The organism is Bradyrhizobium sp. WD16 (assembly GCF_024181725.1).
Classification (GTDB): domain Bacteria; phylum Pseudomonadota; class Alphaproteobacteria; order Rhizobiales; family Xanthobacteraceae; genus Bradyrhizobium_A.
Genome location: NZ_CP028908.1, coordinates 4,545,093 through 4,571,134 on the forward strand (window position 1 = coordinate 4,545,093; position 26,042 = coordinate 4,571,134).

17 protein-coding genes and 2 pseudogenes are annotated in these 26,042 nt (G+C 64.9%); 15 read left to right on the forward strand and 4 right to left on the reverse strand.

All coding sequences use genetic code 11. From position 1 onward, the window contains the following. Positions 1–14: 14 nt before the first annotated feature. The 3 genes from DB459_RS21095 (at position 15) to DB459_RS21105 (ending at position 9,789) form a co-directional block, all read left to right on the forward strand. Positions 15–947, forward strand: coding sequence for a tetratricopeptide repeat protein (locus tag DB459_RS21095; RefSeq protein ID WP_253707418.1), 933 nt, complete (start codon positions 15–17; stop codon positions 945–947). 165 nt (positions 948–1,112) lie between these two features. Beyond that, a complete protein-coding gene (locus DB459_RS21100) occupies positions 1,113–9,356 on the forward strand; it encodes a filamentous hemagglutinin N-terminal domain-containing protein (RefSeq protein ID WP_253707420.1) in 8,244 nt (2,747 codons plus the stop codon). 1 nt (position 9,357) lies between these two features. Continuing rightward, complete coding sequence (locus DB459_RS21105; protein ID WP_253707422.1) at positions 9,358–9,789, forward strand: hypothetical protein; 432 nt, start codon at positions 9,358–9,360, stop codon at positions 9,787–9,789. Positions 9,790–9,903: 114 nt separating this feature from the next. Here the strand turns inward: DB459_RS21105 and DB459_RS21110 are convergent, their stop codons facing one another. Beyond that, positions 9,904–11,124, reverse strand: a complete 1,221-nt coding sequence (locus DB459_RS21110; protein ID WP_371926795.1) for an IS256 family transposase — start codon at positions 11,122–11,124, stop codon at positions 9,904–9,906. A gap of 268 nt (positions 11,125–11,392) precedes the next feature. On the opposite strand from DB459_RS21110, the gene DB459_RS21115 reads away from it, so the two are divergent. Continuing rightward, on the forward strand, positions 11,393–11,590 hold the full coding sequence (locus DB459_RS21115) for a hypothetical protein (RefSeq protein ID WP_253707424.1): 198 nt from the start codon (positions 11,393–11,395) through the stop codon (positions 11,588–11,590). 243 nt (positions 11,591–11,833) lie between these two features. Further along, a complete protein-coding gene (locus tag DB459_RS21120) occupies positions 11,834–12,691 on the forward strand; it encodes a hypothetical protein (RefSeq protein WP_253707427.1) in 858 nt (285 codons plus the stop codon). Between the two features lie 230 nt (positions 12,692–12,921). Here the strand turns inward: DB459_RS21120 and DB459_RS21125 are convergent, their stop codons facing one another. After that, entirely contained in the window at positions 12,922–13,680 is a 759-nt protein-coding gene (locus DB459_RS21125; RefSeq protein WP_253707429.1) for a hypothetical protein, read from the reverse strand. A gap of 413 nt (positions 13,681–14,093) precedes the next feature. Between DB459_RS21125 and DB459_RS21130 the strand changes: the two genes are divergently transcribed. The 4 genes and pseudogenes from DB459_RS21130 (at position 14,094) to surE (ending at position 18,366) form a co-directional block, all read left to right on the forward strand. Beyond that, positions 14,094–15,377 (forward strand): IS256 family transposase, encoded by a 1,284-nt coding sequence (locus DB459_RS21130; RefSeq protein ID WP_253707432.1) that lies wholly within the window; start codon positions 14,094–14,096, stop codon positions 15,375–15,377. Between the two features lie 765 nt (positions 15,378–16,142). Beyond that, positions 16,143–16,832: pseudogene (locus DB459_RS27625) on the forward strand (serine--tRNA ligase); the annotation flags it as partial. A gap of 132 nt (positions 16,833–16,964) precedes the next feature. Next, a pseudogene (gene serS, locus DB459_RS27630) lies at positions 16,965–17,576 on the forward strand (serine--tRNA ligase); the annotation flags it as partial. Between the two features lie 19 nt (positions 17,577–17,595). Next, on the forward strand, positions 17,596–18,366 hold the full coding sequence (surE, locus tag DB459_RS21140) for a 5'/3'-nucleotidase SurE (RefSeq protein WP_253707436.1): 771 nt from the start codon (positions 17,596–17,598) through the stop codon (positions 18,364–18,366). Between the two features lie 83 nt (positions 18,367–18,449). On the opposite strand, the gene DB459_RS21145 is transcribed toward surE, so the two are convergent. Beyond that, complete coding sequence (locus DB459_RS21145) at positions 18,450–18,827, reverse strand: response regulator (protein ID WP_253707438.1); 378 nt, start codon at positions 18,825–18,827, stop codon at positions 18,450–18,452. Positions 18,828–18,989: 162 nt separating this feature from the next. Here DB459_RS21145 and DB459_RS21150 point away from each other — a divergent pair, with 162 nt between their 5' ends. Then, entirely contained in the window at positions 18,990–19,643 is a 654-nt protein-coding gene (locus DB459_RS21150) for a protein-L-isoaspartate(D-aspartate) O-methyltransferase (protein WP_253707440.1), read from the forward strand. A 118-nt stretch (positions 19,644–19,761) separates the two neighbouring features. Beyond that, positions 19,762–21,105 (forward strand): peptidoglycan DD-metalloendopeptidase family protein, encoded by a 1,344-nt coding sequence (locus DB459_RS21155; RefSeq protein ID WP_253707443.1) that lies wholly within the window; start codon positions 19,762–19,764, stop codon positions 21,103–21,105. Between the two features lie 65 nt (positions 21,106–21,170). Here DB459_RS21155 and DB459_RS21160 read toward each other — a convergent pair whose 3' ends face one another. Further along, positions 21,171–22,163, reverse strand: coding sequence for an ATP-binding protein (locus DB459_RS21160; protein WP_253707445.1), 993 nt, complete (start codon positions 22,161–22,163; stop codon positions 21,171–21,173). 379 nt (positions 22,164–22,542) lie between these two features. Here DB459_RS21160 and yajC point away from each other — a divergent pair, with 379 nt between their 5' ends. The 4 genes from yajC (at position 22,543) to DB459_RS21180 (ending at position 26,020) form a co-directional block, all read left to right on the forward strand. Beyond that, positions 22,543–22,899, forward strand: a complete 357-nt coding sequence (gene yajC / locus DB459_RS21165) for a preprotein translocase subunit YajC (RefSeq protein ID WP_253707447.1) — start codon at positions 22,543–22,545, stop codon at positions 22,897–22,899. Between the two features lie 71 nt (positions 22,900–22,970). Beyond that, a complete protein-coding gene (gene secD, locus DB459_RS21170) occupies positions 22,971–24,572 on the forward strand; it encodes a protein translocase subunit SecD (protein ID WP_253707449.1) in 1,602 nt (533 codons plus the stop codon). Positions 24,573–24,588: 16 nt separating this feature from the next. Next, positions 24,589–25,593, forward strand: coding sequence for a protein translocase subunit SecF (gene secF / locus DB459_RS21175; protein WP_253707451.1), 1,005 nt, complete (start codon positions 24,589–24,591; stop codon positions 25,591–25,593). Positions 25,594–25,642: 49 nt separating this feature from the next. Further along, positions 25,643–26,020 (forward strand): Mth938-like domain-containing protein, encoded by a 378-nt coding sequence (locus tag DB459_RS21180; RefSeq protein ID WP_253707454.1) that lies wholly within the window; start codon positions 25,643–25,645, stop codon positions 26,018–26,020. Positions 26,021–26,042: the final 22 nt, after the last annotated feature.

The following is a 26,042-nucleotide window of genomic DNA, read 5'->3' on the forward strand; positions in this document are numbered from 1 at the left end:
AAGGAAACATAGCCATGCCGAAAACCGCCTTTTGTGTCTTTGCCGTTCTGTTGGCGGCGATCGGATCGGGGGCAGTCAAGGCGGACCCCGCACTCCGGCGCGAAACGCCGCCGGCCGCCACGGACAAGCCTCTCCCGCCCCCCCAGATGACCCCGTCGGCCGCATCGAAGGGCGAGCAGAAGTCGGAGCAGACGCCGGATCCAGCCAAGGCCGCGCAAGCGATCAAGGATGGCCTCAGGGCGCTCGACCAGAAGGCCTATCAGAAGGCGCTGAGCGCGTTCACCGAAGCGTTCAATTTCGGCGAGCCGGAAGGGGCATTCTATCTCGGGCGTATGGTTGAGCTCGGCGTCGGCGTTCAAGCGGACTTCGAGAAGGCGAGGGTGCTGTATCGGTCGGCCGCCGACAAAGGCTCTGCGAAAGCCATGAACCGGCTCGGCCTGATGGCTTGGCGCGGCGAGAGCCAGCTGCAGGACTACAAGGCGGCGGGCGAGCTGATCTGCAAGGCGGCTGACAAGGGCGACGCTGACGCGCTGTTCAACTGCGGCGGCCTCTATGCCGAAGGCAAGGGAGTCGACAAGAACATGGCGAAGGCGATCTCGCTCTACGAAAGGGCCGCCTCGCAGGGCCATATCGGGGCGCTCAATGCGCTCGGCTTTGCCTATGCCAACGGCGTTGGCGTGACGGCCGATCCGGTGAAGGCGCGCGCCGCTTTCGAACGGTCCGCGGCGAAGGGGAATCCTGTCGGTCTCTACGAACTCGGCGCTGCGTACGAGAAGGGCGGTCCGCCGCCGCGTGATCTTGGCAAGGCTCACCTTTATTACAACCTGGCGGCCGCGCGCAGGCATCCGGATGCTCCGTCGGCGCTGCAGCGTGTCTCGGCTCTGATGACGGCCGACGAGATTGCGGGCGCCCAAGCGGCGGCGAAAGCCTGGAAGGCGACGCCGTAAGGCCCCGGGCTTCGCCAACCGAAGCAGGGCTATCCAGCAACATCCAAGGGCACGGTCATGAAGCGCTCGCTTTCATCTGCGGTCTCACGCCATCGCGTCGATCGAAAATGGCTGCCGAACTCTGTGGACGTGGCCGCCACGGCCGGCATATGCGGACGGCGCACCTTGCGCCGTGCCCGTGCGGGCATCGCGATCGCGACGTCGATCACCCTCGTCCTTCAGCCATTGCTGGTGGAGGTGGCGCGAGCCCAGCAGATCGTCGACCCGTCGGCGCCGCTCGCGTTTCGTCCAAGCCTCGGCGGCTCGGCGAACGGCACGCCGGTCGTCAACATCGCGCCGCCGAGCTTTGGCGGGGTGTCGCACAACAAATTCCAGCAATACAACGTCGATACGCGCGGCGTCATCCTCAACAATTCCGGCCTCGGCGGCACCTCGATCATCGGCGGCGCTGTCGGCGCAAACCCCAACTTGGTCGGCAAAATGCCGGCCAGCGTCATCGTCAACCAGGTCACCGGATCGTCGGCCTCGATCCTCAACGGTCCGACCGAGGTGTTCGGCCAGTCGGCCCAGGTCATCGTCGCCAACCCCAACGGCGTGACCTGCGCCTCGTGCTCGTTCATCAACGCCTCCCAGGTCACGCTTGCCAGCGCCGTCCCCGATCCCAACTACCAGACCGGCGCGATCAGCTATTCGGTGAGCAGCGGCACCGTGCAGATCGCCGGCTCCGGAATCTCCGGCGCCGCCGGCCAACCCCTCGGCCCGCTCAGCCTCATCGGACGTCAGCTTTCGATCCAGGCGCCGATCGTGTCCTCCGACACCGTGCGCCTCGTCGCCGGCGCCGGCGTCTACGATCAGGCCGCCAACCTGATGAGCGCCAGCGCATCGGCGCCCGCCGTGACCGGTCCCGCCATCCAGTCGGCAGCGGCAGGGACCATCCGGGCCGGCACGATCTCGGTGTTGTCCACCGACGCCAATCTCGGCGTCGCCCTGACCGGCCAGCTCTCGGCGCTGTCCGGACCCCTCACGATCCGGTCCGCGGGGGATGTCTTGCTGGCGGGGAGCGCCAGCAACCGTGATCTCACCGTCGCGGCCGACGGCGCGATCACCCTCTACAACCAGCACCGGTCCGTCGGGCGTATGGTGGTCACCGGCAACAGCGTCGCCGTCGATGCTTCGGCGAGCCTCACCGCCAATGATTCGGTCCTGATCTCGGTGCTGCAGTCGCTGGTCAGCCGGGGCGTGATCCGCTCCGGCGCCTCGATCAGCGTCGCCGCCAATGGAACGCTGACCGCCAGCGGCGAGGTCACCGCCAACGGCCAGGTGATCCTGCAGGCGCAGACCATCAGCGCCGCCAATCTCAAGCTCACCGGCAGCCAGGTCCAGGTCCTCGGCGCCGGGGTCGCCAGCCTCGACGCCGTCGGCATCGTCGCGACCGCCGGCGACGTGCACGTCACCTCGCCGCGGCTCGAGCTCGGGCAGGGGACCGCCTTCATCGCGCCGGGGACGCTCTACCTCGACGCAGCGGACCGCCTGATCAACAGCACCGTCATCGACTACGCGAACCTGCAGCTGTCGGTGCGCAACGGCCTCGTCAACACCGGCACCGGCGCCATCCTCGCCGATAATCTCGCGCTCACCCTGACCGATGCGGTGTTCAACGACGGCACCCTCTATGGCCGTCGTTCGCTGGCGCTCGCCGCCGCGACGCTCGCCAACGGCTCCAGCGGCGTCATCGCCGGCCCCAGCATCACCATCAATCTGGCCGGCGCCGCCTCGAACGCAGGCGCCATCGTCGCCGGCACCGTGCAAAGCGACGGCTCGATCCGCCCGGACGGCACCCTGACCCTGACGGCCCAGAGCTATGTCGCCGGATCGCCTGCCGCCCTGGTTGCCGCCGACAACGCGCGACTCATCGTCGCCGGCGCCTTCGACAACGCCGGGACGGTGCTCGGCCAGAGCCTCGCCAGTCTCCAGGCCGGCTCCATCGTCAACCGGGCCAGCGCCCAGATCCTTGGCGGCGTCGTGGCGCTGGCCACCACCTCGGGCGATCTCGCCAACGCCGGTACCATCATCGCCGGCCGCGGCATGACCCTCAACGTCGCCGGCAACTTCGTCAATGGCGGCGTGGTCGGCAGCCTGTCCGGCGACCTCGCCGTTGCAGCCGGCGGCATCCTGGCGTCCTCCGGCCGGATCGTCGCGGCCGGCGATCTCACCGTCGACGCGGCCTCCTATCTCGGCCTCACCGGCAACACCGAGCTCGGCGGTCAGACCCTGACCTTGCGCGTCTCCGGTGACGTCGCCAACGCCGGCACCATCGCGGCCCAGACCGCGCTCGGGCTCAGCGCCGCCACTCTCGACAATGCCGCCGGCGGCGCGATCGCCGGCGGGGCCGTTGCCCTGGCGCTCCGCAGCGACCTCGACAATGCCGGCAGCATCGTCTCCGCAGGCGATCTCGCCATCGCCGCCGGCGGTGCCCTGACCGGCAACAGCGGCGCCATCGTCGCCTACGGCAACGGCACCCTCGCGTTCGGCGGCTCCGTCGCCAATGCCGGCGCCATTCAAGCCGGCGGCAGCCTCGGTCTGTCGGGCACAAGCTACACCGGGCCCACGGGATCGACCCTGAGCGCGGGCAATCTCGCGCTGGCCTTCAGCGGCGATTTCACCAGCGGCGGCAAGGTCGAAGCGCTGCAGTCGCTGCAGCTCAGTGCCGCCTCGGTGACCAACCTGGCGGGCGGACTGATGCTCGCGACGACCGGGGCGGTCAGCGCCGCCGGCGCTCTGAGCAATGCCGGGACCATCGCTGCGCTCCGCAGCCTCGATCTGGCCGCGGCCGGCGACCTCGTCAACAGCGGCGCCATCGTCGGTCCGGATCTCGTCATCCGCCTCGGCGGCGCCGCGCGCAACGATGGGGCGATCGTCGGCGGCTCCGTGCTGTCCGACGGCTCGGTGCTGCCCGATGGTCGTCTCGGCCTCACGGCCCAGAGCTACACCGCGGCCTCGCCGGCGGCGCTCATCGCCGCCGGTCGGGCCGACCTCGTCGTTGCCGGCGCGTTCGACAACGCCGGCGCGGTGATCGGCGAGACCCTGCTCAGCCTCTCGGCCGGCGCGATCGACAACCGCGCCGGGGCGAGCATCGGCGGCGGCGCGGCCGCCATCACCGCCACGGCGGGTGATCTCGCCAATGCCGGCGCGATCGTCGCAGGCACCGGCCTGACCCTCGGCGTCGCCGGCAGCGTTCTCAACAGTGGCCTGATCGGCGCCAGCGCCGGCGATCTCGCCCTGGCCGCCTCCGGCAACGTGACGTCCTCCGGCAGAATCGTCGCCGCTGGCGCGATGACGCTCGATGCGGCGGCTTATACCGGCCTGACAGGTGCCACTGAACTCGGCGGCCAGACCCTCACCATCCGCCTCTCCGGGGATTTTGCCAACGCCGGGACAGCGGCGGCTGCCAATGGCTTCGCGCTCCAGGCCGGCAACGCTGCCAATGCCCAGGGCGGCGTCATCTCCGGCAACACCGTGACGCTGGGCCTGACCGGCGCTCTCGCCAACGCCGGCGAGATCGTCGCGGCCACCGATCTTGCCGCGACGGCCGCCGGCGCGCTGACCAATTCCTCCAGCGGCGCCATCGTCGCCTACGGCAACGGCAATCTCGTCTTCGGCGGCGCCATCGCCAACGCCGGGGCGATCCAGGCCGGCAGCGGCCTCACCCTCTCGGGCGCGAGCTACGCCGGCGCAACCGGCTCGGTCGTCAGCGCCTACGATATCGCCCTCAGCCTTGGCGGTGACTTCACCAACAACGGTGCCGTCGAAGCGCTGCGGAGCCTGTCCCTGTCGGCCATCGGTGTCACCAACAGCGCGACCGGCCTCGTCGTCGCCGGCGCGGCGGCGATCAATGCCGCAGCCGGCTTCACCAACGACGGCGCCCTCGGCGCGGTCGGACGCCTCGATGTGTCGACCGCTGGCAACCTCGCCAATAGCGGCGCCATCGCCGCCGGCAGCGCCGGCCTGCAGGCGGGCGGCAGCGTCGCCAACAGCGGCCTGATGCACGCCGCCTCGGGGCTTGCACTGTCCGGCGCGAGCCTTGCCAACACCGCGAGCGGGGGCATCACCGCCGATGCCGTCGGTCTCAACCTCACCGGCAGCCTCGACAACGCCGGTGTGATCAACGGGACGAGCGCGCTCGCCATCGCCGCCGCGGACCTGACCAATGCCGGCTCGACATCCCTGCCGGCCTACGTCTCGGCGCAGGACCTCGGCATCGCACTCTCCGGGGTCCTCACCAACGGGCCGAACGGCCTGATCCAGGGCACCAACGCCGCCACCATCGCGGCCGCCAGCGTCAACAGCGGCTTCTTCGAGCACACCCAGATCGCCCAGGGCCTGTTCAACTACGGCCGCAACCTGGCTGTCGACCTGACTGGCAGCGGCTACACCTTCACAAGTCCGCTCGTCGTCAGCGGCGATCTCGCCTTCAAGACCAGCGGCAGCCTCGTCATCGATTCCACGCTCGCCGCCTACGGCAAGCTCACCCTGAGCTCCGGCGGTTCGATCACCAACGGCGATCCGACCAGCTACCCCTCGGCGCTGGTCTATGCCGGCGGGGATATGAGCCTCGCCGCGCAGGGCAATATCAGCAATGGCGGCACCATCCGCTCGCTTGGCCAGCTCGTCATGCAGGCCGGCGGCACCGTCAGCAATCTCGGCACCGCCGGCTACACCTGCTACTCGGCCGGCCACTTCCATTGCTACTATCCGGGGTCCTGGCCGAGCCACTCCTCGACCATCGCGGCCGACGCCGACCTGACCATCGTCGCCGGCCAGAGCGTTCAGAACATCTCCAGCCAGATCGCCTCGGGCCATGACCTGCGCATCGTCGCGCCGAGCGTCAGCAACACCGCGATCACGACCTTCTCGCTGCCGGGCGGGCCGACCATTCCGCTCAGCGGCCCCGCCGCCACGCTCTACGCCGCCAACGCGATCTACATCAACGGCAGCGTCGTCACCAACACCGGGACCATGGTCGCCGGCACGGCGGCCCCAGGCGCGACCGGCCAGGGCGCGCTCGGCGCACCGGCGCCGTCGACGACAGCCTCAACGCCATCCAATAGCCTGACCACCCGGACCACGAACGTCGGCGGCAGCGCGGCAGGCACCAGCCCGACCATCAATGTCGGCGCCAATGCCGCCGCGCCGGTCAATGCGCCGTCGGCACAGATCGCCAGCCTCGGAGGCGTCACCGCCGGACCAGCCCCGACGGCCAATGTCGCGCTGGCCGCGGCGCCACAGCCGACGCCCGGCAACGCCATCGCCCTGATCGGCACGGCGCCGCGCACCCCGAGCTGGCTGTCCTCCGCCGGGACCGACGTCCGCAGCGAGGTGCAGGTCGCCGCCAACGCCGCGCTCGCCGCCCAGGATGCCGCGCAAGCCCTGGTCGCCGGCAATGTACAGGTCATCCCCGACTACACCAACCCGACGGTGCGTCAGGAGCTGCAGCAGGGCACCGTGGCGTTCCTCGCCGCCAACCCGAGCGTTCACCTCGGCGACCAGCTCAGCGCCGCCCAGCTCGCCTCGCTGACCGCGCCGATCCTGTGGCAGCGCACCGAGATCGCCGGCGACCAGACCATCGCGATCCCCGAAGTGCTGATGCCGATCGCGGTGTCGGCGTCGGCCAGGAGTGGTCGTGGATCGTCCGGCAGCGGCGCCGGCAACATCTATCTGGCCGGCGACTATGTCTCGAACGCCGGCGCCATCCTGGCGACCGGCGACCTCTCGATCGACGCCGGGATCTTCGTCGACCAGCGGCCGGTCTACGATCCGAGCGCCGGCATCGCCTACGGCAGCGTCGTCCAGGACGGCGGCAGGATCGCGGTGGGCGGCAACATCGATATCGCCACCATCGGTGACCTCGACGTCGTCGGCGGGGTGCTCTCGGCCGCCGGCGCGCTGACGCTGCACGCCGGCGGGGCGCTCAACATCGTTTCCCAGGTCGCCCAGTACACCAGCATCCAGCGCGACGGCGACGTCACCACCACGACCTCGACCACCACCAATTACGGCTCTTCGCTCAGCGCCGGCACGGTGCTCGACCTCGGCGGCGGCCGCAGCATCACCATCGCCGCCAGCAATCTCGCCGCCGACACCATCAACCTCGCGACGCCGGGCGCGCTCAGCTTCCGCGCCGGGATCAACGACGTCCGCTCGATCGTCGAGGGCAAGAGCGACGACCTCCTCACCACCACGATCTACAACCACGGCTCGGACACCCAGTCGCTGGTCCATGACCGCATCCTCGCCGGCTCAGGCGGCCTGAACATCGCCGCCGGGAGCATCGGCCTCGACTATCTCGCCGAGACCCGGCAGGCGACCCTTACGGAGGAGGGCGCCCAGCAGATCACAGGCACCACGACGCAGTCGGCGGCGCAGGCGATCGCCGCGCTCGCCGGTGACCCTGGACTTTCGTGGATGAGCGAGGTGATGGGGCGGCAAGGCGCCAGCGTCGCCACCACGGGCCTGACCCTCACCAACACCGCCTGGAACCACGACCAGACAACGCTCAGCCCGGCGGCGACCGCCCTGATCTCGGTGATCACGGCCGTGGTGGCCCCGGAGATCGCCGGCGCCCTCGGCATCACCGCCGACTCGATCGGCGCGGCGCTCAGCGACCAGCTGATCGAGCTCGCCGCCATGCCGGACGCCGCCGCCGACGTCCTCGCCGACACCATCGCGCCGGCGATCGGGCAGGGGGCGATGTCGTTCGGCTCGAGCGCGATCTCCGGATCGATCGTTTCCGCCATCAACGGCCGGTTCGACCTCGGCGAGATCCTGCAGAACGCCGCCGCGGCCGGGCTGACCGCCGGCATCACGTCCGGCGTCAACGCCTCGCTGTTCGGCAGCAACACGATCCCCGCGGTGCTGCGCGGCGGCGGCGGACTGGCCGCGATCGACGCCGACACCGTGCTGAACTCGGTCGGGCAGGTCGCCGTCGATGCCCCGATCCAGGCCGGGATCTACACCGCGCTGACCGGCAGCGACTTCACCGAGGGCCTCGTCGGTGCGCTGCGGCGGGGCGCCGCCAACGGCATCGTCGCGCCGACGCTGATGTATGTCGCCGGCGACATCGGCGAGCAGACCCTCGGCGCCGCCGCCCCCGGCTCGATCGAGGAGGTGCTGCTCCATGCCGGCGCCGGCGCCCTCGCCGGGGCCATCACCGGCGGCGCCAAGGGCGCGGCCGGCGGGGCGCTGGGGGCGGGGCTCGCCGAACTCGCGCTCAACGTCGATCCCGCCGGCGCCGACCCGCTCGCGCTCCAGAACCTCAGCCAGATCCTCGGCGGGGTCGGATCACTGCTCGCCGGCGATGCCTCCATGGCAGGGGCCGATGCCGCGCTGGCGGGGTATCTGTTCAACTATCTCAATCACGCCGATAACGCGCAACGGGCGACCGCTCGAAGCAAGCTGGATGGCTGCAATAGCAATCCGGGAAGCTGCACGGACGAGCAGATTGCCTATCTTCAGCAGACAGTCGATCAGCTCGATGACCGAGAGGCTGACCAGCAGCAAGCGTACGTCGATTGTCGCGCCAATGGCGGAAGCGGTTGTACGACGATTTTCTGGAATGCGGCTGTAGCTCTCTCGACTTACAGCGGCACAGGAGTCTTCGGAACAACCAGCGACAGCAATGTCGAGCAGATCGTTGCGATCATGGCGCCGGACGGCGTCGACACTCTCACACCCGCCCAGCTTAAAGAACTCTCCGGGCTGGTTAAGATCCTTGTTTATGACCCGACCGGGATCACCGCGCAGCCGGCCGTGCTTCAGGCTGTTATCGATGGCGATCCGGCCGCTCTTGCGCAGACCGTCGGACAGATTGCAAAACTTGGATCCCTAAGCGCGATCGGACGTCTGGGCAACCCGGCTGACGGAGCTTCTTCCAATGTAGGTGCATCAAATAGCTCGGCCGCATCGACAGTTCCCTACCGCGCGGCCGGCACTGTTATTTTACAAGGAGACGCGCCAGTATGCGGGCCAGCATGTGCGGCGATGGTCGTGAGCGATAGGCAGGGTGCTTCGGTCAGCCTTGCTGACACGATAGGCAGCTTCCAAAATGGCGTTCGGCCTACGGGCGTGAACGCGTATGAGATTTCAGACGTGCTCTCCAATGCGGGAGTGCAAAATACCGTGAATCTAAACATGACCTCGGCCCAGCTGGATCAGGCATTGGCAAATGGTCAGCAGGTAATTGTGAATGTTAGCAATCATTTCTTTATTGTGGATAGTGAGGCTACGATCAATGGCGCGACGTACTATATGACGCGTGACCCAAACGCCGGTCCTCGCGGCGTTTTGGCGAGCATCCTGCAAAACGCTATGTCTAGGTCGGGCGGAGTCAACGCAATAGTTGTTGGGAAATAATATGGACGTCAGAGATGTGTTGGAATCGTCAACTCTAAAAGAGGGGGACTCAATCGAATTGATGGGCTGGTTAGTGGACCGCAGCGACGGTCTTTACGTACTAGGTCGCCACGATCCAAAAGAGTATGAGTATCCGCACAGAATGAAGATAGTGAACGGCAACATTATCTATCCGATCTTGGATGAGATACCGCAGTTGGCCGGAGGCTGGTCTCTCTTATTCTATAAGGTGAGACTGCGGGGTACATTGGTCGGACACCCGCCGAGGGAGATCGATGCGTCAGACATATCGGTCAGTATCGATCAGGGACGTAACTACAAAGACATCATTATTGAGCCCGAGCTCATCGAGCAGTACGTCAAGCTTAGGGGGGACTACAAATTCGATTGGCCGCGCGATCCTATGCGCGATTGGCTGAAGGATGCGCTGTGAATGTAAAGTCCGCTCCGGACTCTTGCTTGCCGATGAGAGTGAGCTGCCAAATTGGTGTTGTAGCCCCTTAATTTCCGGGAGACTGTAAACTGAACTGTGTCGCTGCGGATTGGCTTACAACTGCTCGAGTGGGACTCTGTCCTCGCCGAACATGATCTGGAAGCTCTGCAGGGCGGGCTTCCAGTGGTGGATGCTTTTCCAGTTTTTAGCGGCTTCCTGGATTGCGAGGAAGAGCGATTTCAGCGCGGCGTCGTCGTTTGGGAAAATCCTGCGGTTTCGCGTGAGCTTGCGCATGGTCATGTTGAGGGATTCGATGGCGTTGGTCGTGTAGATCACCTTGCGGATCTCCGGCACGAACTGGAAAAACGGAATGACGTTGTCCCAATTGCCGCGCCATATCCGCACGACGGCTTTGTATTTCCTGCCCCATTCGGCTTCGAAGGCGTCGAGTTCCGCCGCGGCTTCGTCGGCGCTCGCCGATTGATAGATTTTCTTCAGCGTGGCGATCACCGCCTTTGCGTCCTGCGTCGCGACGTAGCGCAGGCTGGCGCGCACCAGATGCACGACGCAAAGCTGCGTCAGCGTCCTCGGAAAAACCGCGTTCACCGCCTCCGGCAGCCCGTTGAGACCGTCCATACAGGCGATGAAAATGTCGCGCACGCCGCGATTTCTCAGCTCGGTCAGCACGGAGAGCCAGAATTTCGCGCCCTCCGACTCCGCCAGCCAGAGGCCGAGAACTTCCTTTTCGCCCCGCAGGTTGACGCCAAGGACGATATGCGCCGATTTGTTGATCACCTGCTTGTTGTGCCGCACCTTGACGACCAGCCCGTCCAGCCAGACGATCGGATAGACATCGTCCAGAGGGCGGTTCTGCCAGGCTCGGGCTTCGTCCATCACGCTTTCGGTGACCTGCGAAATCAGCGTGTGCGAGATCGTCACGCCATAGAGTTCCGTCAGCGCATCCTCGATGTCGCGCGTCGTCAGGCCCTTGGCGTAAAGCGTGAGGATCTTCTCCTCCATGCCGGCGAGCCGCACCTGCCGCTTCTTCACCAGTTGCGGCTCGAAGGTTCCAAGCCGGTCGCGCGGGGTCTCCACGGTCAGCGAACCGTTGGCGCTCCGCACGGTCTTCACGCTCTTGCCGTTGCGCTTGTTCGACCGCCCCGCGTTCGAGCCCGCCTCCGCCGACCCCGCGGCCAGATGCGCGTCCAGCTCGGCCGACAGCCCGCGATTGATCATGTGCTGCAACATCTGCGCGTAGAGACTTTCCATCTCCTCCGGCCGCTTGAAATCCTTCGTCAGCTCTTCGAGAAGTTCAGGGGAAACCTTCATCTGCATGCTCCAGACGGCTCTCGCCTCTCGGGGGATTATGCAGCGACACAGTTCAGTTTACAGTCTCCCGTTCTCTCGCCGCCCCGTGCATACGCCGGGCATCGTTGGCAAAACACTCCTTAACTCATTAATCAAATAGATTGACTCGCAGCTTGCCAGGGACGGCGTGCTGGCGTCGGCCGAGCCTAACCAGGCTAAGCAGCAGCCCGCGAACACGAGCGCAACGGCTCGCGTTCTAAGCTACGTGGCGCAGGCTGAGAGGCGGGGGATCACGGTGTCCGATATCGTGAACAAGATGCACTGCAAGCGCGCCACGGTGGACGACATCGCCCGCACGCTCGAAAGCGTCGGGAAGGTGATGATCGTCGAATGCCGCTCGGCGTCACGCGGTCGGCTCGGCACGCGGCTGTTCGATCCGGCGCATGGGGAGCCGAATGTGCTGCCGAACGGGCGGCTGGTCTTGGTGGAGTGACGATCATTATTAGGGGACCAATGGGCGCTGCGCGCCTATCGTTCTCGTGGATACGTCGCGAGCTGGCATGAGCGGTGTGATCCCTAAAATTTTGTCATTTCAATCGACGGCTTTTTGAGGGGTATTGTCGTAGGGATGTCCGACATCCCAAAATAGTTCGTTTCATCAATGCTCTGATGTGTCAGCTCGAAGCAGGGGCGTTGCCCGTAAATTGAGAGCGCACGCGACAAAAAATGGCTTCCCATGAGTTATCAAGTTGAAGTCAATGGACAAAAAATAGACGTGTGGACGCGCTCGGGGCGAGTTGAGAATGTTGCATTGAAGGAAACAACAGAAATCTGGACATCGGGAGGCGGAGGCTACATTCATCCTCAACACGGAGGTTGGATAGGCGCACCGCAGATGCATTCGCGCTCGACCCAATCTAAGGAGCTGCGCATTCGTTCGGCCGATGGAGCACGTCAAACGATATCTCTGTCGGACGATATTACTTGCATCGCGGGCGATGAAATGACCTTCGTCTACGCTAGTCCCGCCGGAGCGGCGAGTGGCTCCTTGGCTGGGGTCGTCAACCATACCGAAGCGGTCTGGTGGAGCTACACGGTCAAGAAACTCATCGGTTATCGCGGTGGACGCATCCTTGCGTGCCTCCTTTTTGGTCCAATAGCCGCGATAATTCTCTCGCTGGTGGTCTTTCCAAAATATGTAGATTGGAGATTCGCGAGCATTAACGCTCAGCTACCGAAGTTAGAGAAAGGAATCGAAGACTGGAATCAATACAACGATTTCCGGCAGGCGAGACGTTCGACTATTTCCGTTGAGAAATTTGCTGCACAATATCGCCCATCTATGGACTATTCGTTGAGCCAAGATGAATACATCGCTCGTAGAAACCCGCTACTTGATGAGTGGTACCGGCTCAAGCTAGGTAGCTATCAGTTTTGGATACTCACGCTGGGAGCAGCCGTCTTTTTGGTCGCGTTGGTTTTGTATATATTGCGGCGCCAAAGCGTCGAGGCCGATGTTGCGAGAGCCTTGCAGCATGAGATTAGGAAAATTGCCTCAATGTCCAGGGATGAAGAAATTTCGTCGGTCGCGTGAAGAGGAGTAGATCGGGGCGATCGACAACGGTTACCGGATTGGTCTCTTTCGGTGCGGTGATCCGAGCGACGCTCGGGCCATGGAAACCCGCGTCGTCAACACTATCCCCGAGTGGCGCTATCAGGCCGCCGTCATTGCGCGTCTTCACGACACGGAAGACCGTGGCCTGCCCTTCACATGTGCCGGTGATATGAACCGCGCCGAGTGGGGCAGTCGTGAAGCGTCATTGTTCAAAGCTTGCTGCCGCCGTCCTGACCAGCTCCCGAGCGCCGCCGATCCAGTTCCGCCTGTATCCATTCTTGGCCGTCTGCGACCCCATTCATTAGCATTGCTGATTCCAGCTCTTCGCGGGTTGATTGTGGTGAAATAAAATCGCGCCCGCGAGCGTAGATAAAAGCCCTATCTATGAATGCGTAAAGATCGGCTGCGTCGATGATACGCCGTTGGACTTCATGATCGGTGAGGCTGCCATCGTAAGCCCTTTGCTCGAAATCATGTAGCCTTGCATACTGAATCTGAAGGAAATGTAGCGTCTCAACCAACTGGCGCGCCGCTGTTGCTTCCATACTTTCGATCGCATCTCGTAGTTCTTGTACATCCTGGCGCGGAAGGGGCGGCAATTCCAATTTTGTACCTACAAGGACGGGTCTCGGTAATTTCTCCAGCGCTCGAAGACAATCACTAGCGTATCGATTGAGTGCGCTTAATGACAGCGGTATGACGCCTCGTGCAGCGAACTCTTTTCGCAACCTCTCCTGTTCAGCCGTGCGAAATTGCGCATCGATCTGCCGCTGGACCGCATGCCAGGCGATCACAGCTGCCAAAAGCGTGACGCCGGCACCGAGAACGTTTCCTGCGAAGCCCAGCCAGTCCTTCAGCTCGACAGCGTCTTTTGACACCGTAATCGGAACTGCCGTTGTCAACAACACTGCTAGCGCGGTTGCCAAAAGCAGGAGACCGATAGCGCCCGCCCCAGGATCGATCCTCATTCGGCGTACACTCGATAGTGCTTCACTGCTGGCGCCGTGGGATTGAAAAGTGAACGGCTATAGTCCAGCATTGACGAATAGGCCGTCGTACCGACCTCCTCGATTGCTGGTAGAAGAGCGCGCAATAGAGGGCGTCGCTGTCGTGACAACAGCGCGTGCGATACGCCTTGCAGCAATTGACCACCTCGTTCTTGAACTGTCATCCTGCTGGATTTCGAAACTGATGTGATTTTAAGCCAATTGGCTCTCTTCAGGCAACGTGGATGGCTTTGCCTGCCAGCCTGATCTCAGAGGAGGGCACCATCCGTCGCGGAGGAGCTATCGCCGAAAGTTGGTGACGGCCGGAATCGGAAAGGCGGCATATCGTGGGGGTGCTTGACGCCTCCACTTCTCCACCGAAGGAGCGATATGCCGTGTCCAAAGATAACATTCTCAAGCTGATTCAGCCAGGAAACGTCGACGACCAACTCACTGAAATCTTGCGCAACGGGGCGCGTGCCCTGTTGGCCCAGGCGGTCGAGGCCGAAGTCGCGGACTTTGTCGGCAAGCATGCCGATTTGAAGACCGGGGACGGCCGCCAGCGCGTGGTCCGCCACGGTCACCTGCCGGAGCGAGAGGTAATGACCGGTATAGGTCCGGTCGCCGTCCGCCAGCCGCGTGTGCGCGATCGCGAGGCGGCCGCCGCCGATCCCGATCGCATCCGGTTCTCGCCGTCGATCCTGCCGCCCTATATGCGCCGGTCGAAGTCGATCGAAACGCTGCTGCCGATCCTTTACCTGAAGGGGATTTCGACCGGCGACTTCTCCGAGGCGCTGGCGGCGCTGCTCGGCAAGGACGCGGCCGGGTTGTCGGCATCCGCCATCGGCCGTCTGAAGGACGGCTGGCTCGACGAGCACGCCGGGTGGCAGAAGCGCGATCTGTCGGCGAAACGCTACGTCTACATCTGGGCCGATGGCATCCATCTCCAGGCGCGCCTCGAAGACGAAAAGCAGTGCATCCTGGTGCTGATCGGGGCGACGCCGGAGGGCCGCAAGGAACTGGTCGGCTTCACCGATGGCGCCCGCGAGAGCGCGCAGGACTGGCGCGATCTGCTGCTCGACCTCAAGCGGCGCGGGCTCGAGGTGTCGCCGCGGCTCGTCATCGCCGATGGCGCGCTCGGGTTCTGGAAAGCCGCCGGTGAGGTCTGGCCGAAAACACGCGAGCAGCGCTGCTGGGTGCACAAGACTGCGAACGTGCTCGCCAAGCTGCCGAAGAGCCAGCAGCCGAAGGCCAAGCGCGCATTGCAGGAGATCTGGATGGCTGAAACCAGGGCCGCCGCCGAGCTGGCGTTCGACGCCTTCATCGAGAGCTACACGCCCAAATACGAGAAAGCGGCCGACTGCCTGAGCAAGGATCGGGACGCTCTACTGGCGTTCTACGACTTCCCGGCCGAACACTGGAAACACCTGCGGACGACCAATCCGATTGAAAGCACCTTCGCGACCGTGCGCCACCGCACGATCCGGTCGAAGGGTTGCCTGTCGAACAGGACCGCGCTCGCGATGGTCTTCAAATTGCTCGAAGGCGCACAGAAAAGCTGGCGTCGCCTCGATGGCCACAACCAGTTGTCAAAACTCGTTCTCGGTGTGACATTCAACGACGGGATCGAGGTCATCGCCAAGCCGAACGACCGTCAGCCCGTAACCGCCGCCGCCTAACCGGTCCGGCCGTCACCAAAATTTGGCGATAGCTCTTCGCCAGCGAACTTTTCAACAATAATTCGATGATTGGAGTGCTGAGCCAAGGTTGTGCTCGCGCTGTGAGGCAACGTTACTTGCTTTTAAGCACACGGCTGCAATTAAGAACAACCCATACGGTCTCCCCTGTGCTCAGAGCCGGTCCTGAACCTGAACCTCCTCCGAATGATGGACACCTGTAGTAGGCTCGAAGAGCCAGGAGGTGGCATGTCGCGCCAACCCTGTACCCGAAACCTTGATCGCTTCGTTCGGCGACGGCTGCGCGCCGTCATGTGCAAGCAGGACAAGCTACCCGCGTTCGGACGAAGCAAAGCCGACCACCCGCGATGGCCTAACGCCTTCTTCGCGGATCAAGGGCTGTTCACCCTCATGACAGCCTTTGAGCGCGCGAGATATTGCCGATGAGGAAGCCGGCGACTGGAGAGCCATATGCGGGAGAACCGCCCGTACGGTTCGGAGGGAGGGGAGGCCAAAAAGCCTTACCCTTATCGACGGAAAGGCTGAAGAGTGGCCGCTTTGCTGCGAATAGCGATGTGTGAATACGAGAGCCGCTTCGGGGGAGGTGGCTCCCAGACGCCATGCCGTGCCTTCAACTCCCCCGCATTTTCGGCAAGCGTTTCCGCGGGGGGGGGCGTCCGTTACGGCGCTCTTGACCCGGGGCGGCAGGGCTTGATCTAACCCCAGAGCGCGCGGTAGCTCGTCGAATCAGATCGCGAGGACGAATTCATGCACGATATCAAAGTGATCCGAGACGATGCCGAGGCCTTCGATGCGGCCCTGGCGCGCCGCGGCCTGGCCGCTCAGGCCGCCGCGCTGCTGGAAATCGACGACCGGCGCCGGGCGGCGATCACCGAGGCGGAGCGGGCGCTGGCGCGACGCAATGCGGCGTCCAAGGAGATCGGCGAGGCCAAGAAGGCCAAGGACGAGGAACGCGCCGGCGCGCTGATGGCCGAGGTCGCCGAGCTCAAGTCCCGGCTGCCGGAGCTCGAGGCGGCGGCGAGGGGCGCGGAGCGTGAGCTGTTCGAGGCGCTCGCCGGCATCCCCAACCTGCCGCTCGACGATGTGCCGGACGGGCTCGACGAGCACGGCAATGTGCTGCACCACCAGTTCGGCGCCAAGCCGGCGCTCAGCGGTCCGGCGAAGCCGCATTTCGAGCTGGGCGAGGCGCTCGGCCAGATGGATTTCGAGGCCGCCGCGCGCCTGTCCGGCGCCCGCTTCACGGTGCTCAAGAAGGGGCTGGCGCGGCTCGAGCGCGCGCTCGGCCAGTTCATGCTCGATCTGCACACCACCGATCACGGCTACACCGAGGTCAATCCGCCGCTGCTGGTCAAGGACGACGCCATGTTCGGCACCGCGCAGCTGCCGAAATTCCGCGACGATCAGTTCGGCACCGCGCCGCCGGTGTCGAAAGCCGAGGTCTACAAGGACATCCGCGAGCGCGCCGTCGATCTGGCGGTCCGCGAGCTCGGCAAGCCGGCGGCCGAACTGCAGCTCGACGACCTGATGGTGTTCGAGATGCGGGTCATCGACGAGCTGCCGCCCGATGTCGGCTACTGGCTCATTCCCACGGCGGAAGTGCCGCTCACCAATCTCGCGCGCGAGCAGATCCTCGACGACAGGCAATTGCCGCTGCGCCTGACCGCGCTGACCCATTGTTTCCGGGCCGAGGCCGGCGCCGCCGGCCGCGACACCCGCGGCATGATCCGCCAGCATCAGTTCAGCAAGGTCGAACTGGTCTCGATCACCACGCCGGACGCGAGCCGCGACGAGCACGAGCGCATGCTCGCCTGCGCCGAGGAGGTGCTGCGCCGGCTCGATCTGCACTACCGCGTGATGACGCTGTGCACCGGCGACATGGGGTTCGCGTCGCAGAAGACCTACGATATCGAGGTGTGGATGCCGGGGCAGGGCGAGGGCGGCATGTACCGCGAGATCTCATCCTGCTCGGTCTGCGGCGACTTCCAGGCGCGGCGGATGAATGCGCGCTACCGCGGCGCCGACGGCAAGCCGCGCTTCGTCCACACCCTCAACGGTTCGGGCGTGGCGGTCGGCCGCGCGCTGATCGCGGTGATGGAGAACTATCAGCAGGCCGACGGCTCGATCGCCGTGCCGGCGGCGTTGCAGCCCTATATGGGCGGTGCCAAGATCGTCGAACGTTGAGCGAAGGGGCCAGGAACGCATGCGGATCCTCTGCACCAATGACGACGGCATCCATGCCCCCGGCCTCCAGGTCATCGAGGAGATCGCCCGCGAACTGTCCGACGACGTCTGGGTGGTGGCGCCGGAGCTCGATCAGTCCGGCGTGTCGCATTCGCTGTCGCTGAACGATCCGTTGCGGCTGCGCGAGGTGACGCCGCGCCATTTCGCCGTGCGCGGCACGCCGACCGATTGCGTCATCATGGGGGCGCGGCACATCCTGCGCGACAAGTGGCCCGACCTCGTGCTGTCGGGGGTCAACAAGGGCCGCAACGTCGCCGAGGACGTGATCTATTCCGGCACCATCGCCGGGGCGATGGAGGGCGTCATTCTCGGCATCCCGTCCTTCGCCCTGTCCCAGGAGTTCGGCGTCGACAGCCGCCGCAGCCCCTACTGGGATACCGCCAAGACGCTCGGCCCGGGCATCATCCGCAAAGTGCTCGCCGCCGGCATCCCGGCCGACACGGTGATCAACCTCAATTTCCCGAACTGCGCCGCCGACGAGGTGCGTGGGATTACCGTGTCGCGCCAGGGCAGGCGCAACCAGGGTTTCCTCAAGGTCGACGAACGCCACGACGGGCGCGGCAATCCCTATTACTGGATCGGCTTCGGGCGGCTCGCCAATGTCGATCCGCCGGGCGAGGGCACCGACCTCGCCGCGCTCGCCGACAACCGGGTGGCGGTGACGCCGCTGCACGTCGACCTGACCGCCACCGGCTTCTCGAGCCGGCTGATGGAAGTGCTGGCGGGGTAAGTCGGCCGCGCTCCGATCGGCGGCGGTGAAACCGGCAATCGGCGCGCAACGCGAATAGTGCCTGATCTGTTGCGCAGCGTCGATCAGCTGGCGCCGCGCCCGAGCGCGGCTTCGATCGCCTGCTGCAGCGTTTCGAGACGGAACGGCTTCTGCAGCGCCGGATGATTGCGATACTGCTCCGGAACGCCTTCGACGCCGTAGCCGGTGGCGAAGACAAACGGCAGGTTGCGCGAGGCGACGGCCTCGGCGACCGGCGATATCAGCTTGCCGTTGACGTTGACGTCGAGGATGGCGATGTCGAACTGGGCGGAGCGGGCCAGTTTCATGGCATGATCGATATCGCCGGCTTCGGCGGCGACGTCATAGCCGAGATCGGCCAGCATGTCGGCGACCAGCATCCGGATCATGGTCTCGTCCTCGACCAGGAGAACCGAGCCTCGCGAGGCCGGCGGCGCCGTCATTGTGATGTTGTCCCGCTGAAACGACCTCGTTCGACTATGTCCGCGGGGCGCGACCTTGGCAACTGCCATTATCAGGAGGGCCAGCAGCGCAGGTGCTCCGCCTGGCGGGCGCTTGCAACCGGGGCCGCGTTGCGTATTCGTGGTGCGATGGAGGGTTCCCGCATGCCGACATCCGAATGGCCGCCCCAGGAAAAGATGCAGTTTCAGCTCGCTTTGCGCCGCCGTGGCGTCAGCGACCTGGCGGTACTGCGTGCCATGGAAGACGTCCCGCGCGAGCTGTTCGTCGCCGCCGGCGACCGTGCCGATGCCTATCGTGACGTGGCGTTGCCGATCGACTGCGGTCAGACCATCAGTCAGCCGTCAGTCGTCGCCTACATGACCGAGCAGCTCCAGTCCAAGCCCTTCCACCGGGTCCTCGAAATCGGCACCGGCTCCGGTTATCAGGCCGCGGTGCTGTCCCATCTTGCCGGCGACGTGGTGACCGTGGAGCGATTCCGCCTGCTTGCCGAGCGGGCCCGGGAGCGCCTCGCGAGGCTCGGCTGCCGCAACGTCGAAGTGGTTCTGGCGGATGGCTGCAGCATTCCCGATGAACTCGGTCATTTCGACCGTATCCTGGTTACGGCGGCCTTGCCCGACATCCCGGAAGCCTTGGTCGCGCGACTGCAGCCGGATGGAGTTCTGGTCGCGCCGGTCGGGCCGCAGAGCGGCCCACAGGCCCTGGTCAGGCTGAGAAAGACCAAGGACGGCGTCGATCGCGCGGAACTCATCGAGGTCCGCTTCGTTCCGGCGCTGTCGGGGATCGCGCGGGAAATATAAGCGACAACGGATGTTTCGCCGCCATCTGCTGCGCCGCGACAATGGCGGCGCTAAAGGCTTTGTTTACTGGAAATGTGTTTAGTCAATTGAGTGTGAGTTGCGTATCGAGTGAGTAACCATGTCCCGTGCCGCCGAGTTGCTTCGCTCCCGCCGCGTTCCGCAGATCGCGACGCTGGCGCTGATTTCCGTTGGATTTGCCGGGTGCAGCGCGGATACCTCGACGCGCTTTTCCCAGAACGGCTTCGGTAATCCCTACCGGCAGGAGGCCACCGGCTCGATCCAGCCGCAATCCTCCGCGGTGCCATCGGGGCCGGTCGAGAGCCGGCCGTTACCGCAGTATAACCGCCCACAATACAGCGCCGCGCCGGTGCCGCCGATCTCGGCGCCGCAGTCCTATCCGAGCGCGGGCGTAAGCGGGGGCGGCGGCCATGGTGTCGGCTCCTATACGCCGCCGGCGAGGCCGATCGAGACCACCGGGGCGACGCCGCCGCGTTCGGTCGCGGCAACTCCCGCGCCCGGCACGTCGATCATCGTCGGCACCAGCGACTCCATCGACATCCTGGCGCGACGCTACAATGTACCCGCCGCGGCGATCCTCAAGGCGAACCATCTGTCCGGCCCGCGCGCTCTGCAGCCGGGGCAGCGCCTGATCATCCCGCGCGCGACCACGATGGCGGCTGCTCCGGCTGTCGCTCCACCCCTCGCAGCCCCGCCGGTCGCGGCTCCGCCGGCGACGCGGCCGGTTCTTGCCCAGGCGACCGTGCACGTCGTCAATCACGGCGACACGTTGAACTCAATTGCGCGGCGAAATCACGTCACCGTTGCGGAACTCGCCAAGGCCAACAATATGTCGCCGACGGCGCCGCTCAAGCTCGGCATGCGCATCAACGTTCCGGGCAAAACGGCGGCCGCCCAACCTGCGACTGCTGCGCCGACCTTGGCCGCAGCTGCGCCCGCAGCGATCCCGGCGGCTGCACCAGCCAAGGTCGCCTCGGCCGAGCCGACCCAGAAGGCGCTGCTTGCCAATCCGAATCCTCCGGCGGCCGAGGTTCAGCCGGCCAAGGCCGAGACGACCAGCGCCCTGCCGACCTTCCGCTGGCCGGTTCGCGGCCGTGTCATCACCTCCTACGGGGCGAAAACCAACGGCAAGCAGAACGACGGCATCAATGTCGCCGTGCCGGAAGGCACGCCGGTCAAGGCGGCGGAGGACGGCGTCGTGGCCTATGCGGGCAATGAGCTCAAGGGCTACGGCAACCTGATTCTGGTGCGGCATTCGAACGGCTATGTCACTGCCTATGCCCACGCCAGCGAACTGTTGGTGAAGCGTGGCGACACCATCAAGCGCGGCCAGACCATCGCCAAGTCGGGCCAGTCGGGCGAGGCAGGCTCACCGCAGCTTCATTTCGAGATCCGCAAGGGGTCGACTCCGGTCGACCCGTTGCAATTCCTCAACGGCGCCTGAGCCGGCGACGAGACGAGATAGCAAACGCCGCGGCATCGCCGCGGCGTTGTCGTTCCGGAAGTGAATCAAGTGCCGGGCCGCACCGTCATGCGCACGCCCTTGCGGCCGGCAAGATCTTGGACGAACTGCCAGGCGACACGTCCGGATCGGGAGCCGCGGGTGGTCGCCCATTCCAGAGCCTCGTGTTCGAGCTCGGCCTCGTCCACCGCGATACCGAAATGGCTGCTGTAGCCGCGGACCATCGCGAGATATTCGTCCTGGTTGCACTTGTGGAAGCCGAGCCACAGGCCGAAGCGATCCGACAATGAGACCTTCTCCTCCACGGCTTCGCCGGGGTTGATCGCGGTCGAGCGTTCATTCTCGATCATGTCGCGCGCCAGCAGGTGGCGGCGGTTCGAGGTGGCGTAGAGGATGACGTTATCAGGACGCCCCTCGATGCCGCCTTCTAGCACCGCCTTCAGCGACTTGTACGAGGCGTCGTTGCCGTCGAAGGACAGGTCGTCGCAGAACACGATGAAGCGGAAATCGGAGGCCCTGAGCTGCGTCATCAGCGTCGGCAGGCTCTCGATGTCCTCGCGATGGATTTCGATCAGCTTGAGCCGTCCCGCTATGCCGGGGCGGGCGTTGATTGCCGCATGGGCGGCCTTGACGAGCGACGACTTGCCCATTCCGCGCGCGCCCCACAGCAGGGCGTTGTTGGCAGGCAGGCCGATGGCAAATCTTTCGGTATTTTCGATCAGGATGTCGCGCATCCGATCGATGCCCTTGAGCAGCACGAGATCGACCCGGCTGACCCGCGGTACCGGCGCCAGCCGTCCTTCCGGATGCCAGACGAAGGCGTCTGCCGCGGCGAATATCTCCGTGGGAGCGGGGCTGTCGCTGGCCCGGGCGGCCAGGTGTTCGGCAATGATTTCCAGCGCCCGCGCGATGCGTTCACTGGTGCCGTCGGAGGCCGTGCCTGGGACGACTTTTGGACCTTTTGTCGCGCTCCGGCGCCCCGGCCGCGCCGGACCGCGTGAGGGCCTGCGAGCGGCTGTTTTTGCGGTTTTTTTCGACATTGTTCCTCTTCCTGCGCAGGCACCCTGTAGCGAGCCGCCATTCGCCTCGCAAGCTGCCGCGCCCGCGCGGCTGACCGGCGTTGCAATTGGGGCGCTCGCCGTTATAGTCCGCGCGAATTTGCCCGGTCCGGGCGTTCTGGCTTTGCCTTCTTGAGGCTGGCTTGGGCTTGATCCATCGGTTGCTTGGGAAACCCCATCGATAACCGGTGATTCGCTCCCGAGGCGGTCATGGACGTTCTGTTGTGGGACGGCCGGGGAAAAGCGGTGGGCCCCGGATCGGCGAGACCTTTGAACGGCACCGGCTCCGGCACGCTGTTGGGGGCTCGCGCCGGCCCAGCCGAGAGCTCCACGTCCTTCCGACCCTTTGAGGATTTATCGAATGCTGATCACTCCTGCCTATGCCCAGGCTGCAGCCTCCGGCGATGCCAACAGCATGCTGATGTCGCTGCTGCCTTTCGCCCTGATCTTCGTCATCATGTATTTCCTGATCCTCCGGCCGCAGCAGAAAAAGGTGCGCGACCACAACGATCTGGTTAAGAACGTGCGTCGTGGCGACACCGTGGTGACGAGCGGCGGCCTGGTTGGCAAGGTCACCAAGGTGGTCGACGACGACCAGATCGAGGTGGAGATTTCCGACGGCGTGCGGGTGCGCCAGATGCGCCAGATGATCTCTGGTGTCCGCACCAAGGGTGAACCGGCCAAGGAGACGAGCAAGGACGACGCTGCAGCGAGCTGACGGGCCCCCCTCGTCAACCGGCCCGTCCTTATTACACCCAACCGCTATCGATGCGCTGACAGGTAGTTCCGATGCTGTATTTCACCCGCTGGAAGGTGGTGGCGATCGTGCTGACGGCGCTGATCGTATGCCTCTGCGCGGTCCCGAATTTCTTTCCCGAGAGCACGGTGAAGAACTGGCCAGCCTGGGCGCAACGCCGTCTGGTGCTCGGCCTTGACCTGCAGGGCGGCTCCCACATTCTGCTCGAGGTCGACGCCAATTCGGTCCGCAAGGACAAGCTGAACCAGGTTGCCGACGACGCCCGCCGGGCGATGCGCGAGGCGCGCATCCGCTTCGTCGGCGGCATCGGCGTCCGCGGCGAAAACGTCGAGGTGCGGGTTGCGGATGCCGATACCGCTGCGGCGCTCGCCAAGCTGCGTGAATTGTCGCAGCCGCTTAGCGGTCTCGCGGGCGCCAGCGGCCAGCGCACGATCGAAGTCACCGACGCCGGCGGCGGCCTGATCCGGTTGTCGGTCCCGCAGACGGCGATCACCGAGCGTCTGCGCCAGGCCGTCGAGCAGTCGATCCAGATCATCGAAAAGCGTGTCAACGAGCTTGGCACCGTCGAACCGTTGATCCAGCGCCAAGGCGTCGACCGTATTCTGGTGCAGGTGCCCGGTCTGCAGGATCCGAGCCGCCTGAAGGAGATTCTCGGAAAGACCGCCAAGATGGATTTCCGGATGGTCGACCCATCAGTGTCGCCGGAAGTGGCGGCCCAAGGCAGGGTGCCACCTGAATCCGAAGTGCTGATGAGCCAGCAGTCGCCGAAGGTCCCCTATGTGATCAAGAAGCAGGTGCTGGTCTCGGGCGGCGATCTCACCGATGCCCAGGCGGGGTTCGACCAGCGCTCGGGCGAGCCGATCGTGACCTTCCGTTTCAACACCTCGGGCGCTCGCAAGTTCGCACAGGCGACATCGGAGAATGTCGGTCAGCCGTTCGCCATTGTGCTCGACAATGAAGTCATCTCGGCGCCGGTCATCCGCGAGCCGATCACCGGTGGTTCCGGCCAGATTTCCGGCAATTTCACCGTGCAGCAGGCCAACGATCTCGCCATCCTGCTGCGTGCCGGCGCGCTCCCGGCACCGCTGACCATTATCGAGGAACGCACCGTCGGCCCCGGCCTCGGACAGGATTCGATCGCCGCCGGTGAACTTGCCTCCTATGTCGGCTCGATCCTCGTCATCGTATTCATGACGCTGACCTATCGGTTGTTCGGTCTGTTCGCCAACATTGCGGTGGCGATCAACGTCGCGATGATCTTCGGCCTGCTGTCGCTGCTCAATGCCACACTGACGTTGCCCGGCATCGCCGGCATCGTGCTCACCGTGGGCATCGCGGTGGACTCGAACGTGCTGATCTATGAACGCATTCGCGAGGAGGTGAGGGGCGGCCGCAACGCAATCTCGGCGATCGATGCCGGATTCAGCCGCGCGCTTGCAACCATCATGGACTCCAACATCACCACCTTCATCGCCGCGGCGGTGCTGTTCTACATCGGTACCGGTCCGGTGCGTGGCTTCGCCGTGACGCTGGGCATCGGCATCGTCACGACCGTATTCACTGCCTTCACCGTCACAAGGCTCATCGTTGCCGGGTGGGTGAGGTGGAAACGGCCGCAGACCGTGCCGATTTGAGAAGAGAGTTTCGGCTGTGACCCACTGGATCATCCTCGCGCTTGCCGCCTTCATCGTCGTCCTGACGGCACTCAGCGTCACCGGTATCATTCCCTCGGTGCGCGTCGTTCCCGACAACACCACCTTCGATTTTATCCGCTTTCGCCGCATCAGCTTCCCGATCTCGGCGCTGCTGTCGATCGTGGCGATCACACTGTTTTTCGTTCACGGGCTGAACTTCGGCATCGATTTCCGCGGCGGCACGCTGCTCGAGATTCAGAACAAGTCGGGGCCGGCTGACATCGCCGCCCTGCGTGCCAAGCTCGGCACGCTCGGGCTTGGCGACGTGCAGCTTCAGCAGTTTGGCGGCCCGGCCGACGTACTGATCCGCCTCGCCGAGCAGCCCGGCGGCGACCAGGCGCAGCAAGCTGCCGTGCAGAAGGTGCGTCAGTCGCTCGGCGACGCCGTCGAGTATCGACGCGTCGAGGTGGTTGGGCCCCGCGTCTCGAGCGAACTTCTGGCTTATGGCACCATCGGCTTGATGCTCGCGATCGTTGCGATCCTGATTTATCTGTGGTTCCGCTTCGAGTGGCAGTTCGCGTTGGGCGCCATGATCGCCAACGTCCACGACATCGTGCTGACCATCGGATTCATGTCGGTGACCCAGATCGATTTCGATCTGACCAGTATTGCGGCGCTGCTGACCATCCTCGGCTATTCGCTCAACGATACCGTCGTCATCTACGACCGCATCCGCGAGATGCTGCGTCGCTACAAAAAGATGCCGATGCCGGAGCTGCTCAACGCCTCGATCAATTCGACGCTGTCGCGCTCGATCATCACACACGTGACGGTGACGCTGGCGCTGCTCGCGCTGCTGCTGTTCGGCGGCAAGGCGATCCATTCCTTCACCGCGACGATGATGTTTGGCGTGGTGCTGGTCGGCACCTATACCTCGATCTTCATCGCGGCTCCGATCCTGATCTATCTCGGGGTCGGATCGACGCGCCATGGCGACGATGAGCCGCCGTCGAAACCGTAAGGCTGGAACGGTGTTGACGCTGTGCGGGTCTTAACCTGGGACTTTCATTATGGCTGCGGATGCGCCGCATCTGCCGAGGTCGGCGCCGATCGACGCCTATGGCAATGGCGGCTTCCGCTTCGCCGAGATGTCGCATCGGGGCTCGCTGCTGTGCCTGCCGGATTCGATCTGGGCATGGGAAGTCACCGAGCCGTCCTGCATTGACGAATACAGCCTCGCCCGGGTGTTGAAATCGGCCAATGTCATCGACACCCTGATCATCGGTACCGGGACGGCGGTCTGGCTGCCGCCGCAGCGACTGCGGGAGACTTTCCGCGCGGTCCATGTCGGCCTTGATGCCATGCAGACGGGACCGGCGATCCGGACCTGGAACATCATGGTCGGCGAGCGCCGTCGGGTCGCGGCGGCATTGATTGCCGTGCCATGACCGTGTCGAGCGCGCCGGCAAT

Excerpts from the sequence above, each read along its gene's own strand:
- DB459_RS21095 (WP_253707418.1), top strand. The coding sequence starts at position 15 with ATGCCGAAAACCGCCTTTTGTGTCTTTGCCGTTCTGTTGGCGGCGATC.
- DB459_RS21105 (WP_253707422.1), top strand. The coding sequence starts at position 9,358 with ATGGACGTCAGAGATGTGTTGGAATCGTCAACTCTAAAAGAGGGGGAC.
- DB459_RS21110 (WP_371926795.1), bottom strand. The coding sequence starts at position 11,124 with ATGCAGATGAAGGTTTCCCCTGAACTTCTCGAAGAGCTGACGAAGGAT.
- DB459_RS21120 (WP_253707427.1), top strand. The coding sequence starts at position 11,834 with ATGAGTTATCAAGTTGAAGTCAATGGACAAAAAATAGACGTGTGGACG.
- DB459_RS21125 (WP_253707429.1), bottom strand. The coding sequence starts at position 13,680 with ATGAGGATCGATCCTGGGGCGGGCGCTATCGGTCTCCTGCTTTTGGCA.
- surE (WP_253707436.1), top strand. The coding sequence starts at position 17,596 with ATGCGGATCCTCTGCACCAATGACGACGGCATCCATGCCCCCGGCCTC.
- DB459_RS21145 (WP_253707438.1), bottom strand. The coding sequence starts at position 18,827 with ATGACGGCGCCGCCGGCCTCGCGAGGCTCGGTTCTCCTGGTCGAGGAC.
- DB459_RS21150 (WP_253707440.1), top strand. The coding sequence starts at position 18,990 with ATGCCGACATCCGAATGGCCGCCCCAGGAAAAGATGCAGTTTCAGCTC.
- DB459_RS21155 (WP_253707443.1), top strand. The coding sequence starts at position 19,762 with ATGTCCCGTGCCGCCGAGTTGCTTCGCTCCCGCCGCGTTCCGCAGATC.
- DB459_RS21160 (WP_253707445.1), bottom strand. The coding sequence starts at position 22,163 with ATGTCGAAAAAAACCGCAAAAACAGCCGCTCGCAGGCCCTCACGCGGT.
- yajC (WP_253707447.1), top strand. The coding sequence starts at position 22,543 with ATGCTGATCACTCCTGCCTATGCCCAGGCTGCAGCCTCCGGCGATGCC.
- secD (WP_253707449.1), top strand. The coding sequence starts at position 22,971 with ATGCTGTATTTCACCCGCTGGAAGGTGGTGGCGATCGTGCTGACGGCG.
- DB459_RS21180 (WP_253707454.1), top strand. The coding sequence starts at position 25,643 with ATGGCTGCGGATGCGCCGCATCTGCCGAGGTCGGCGCCGATCGACGCC.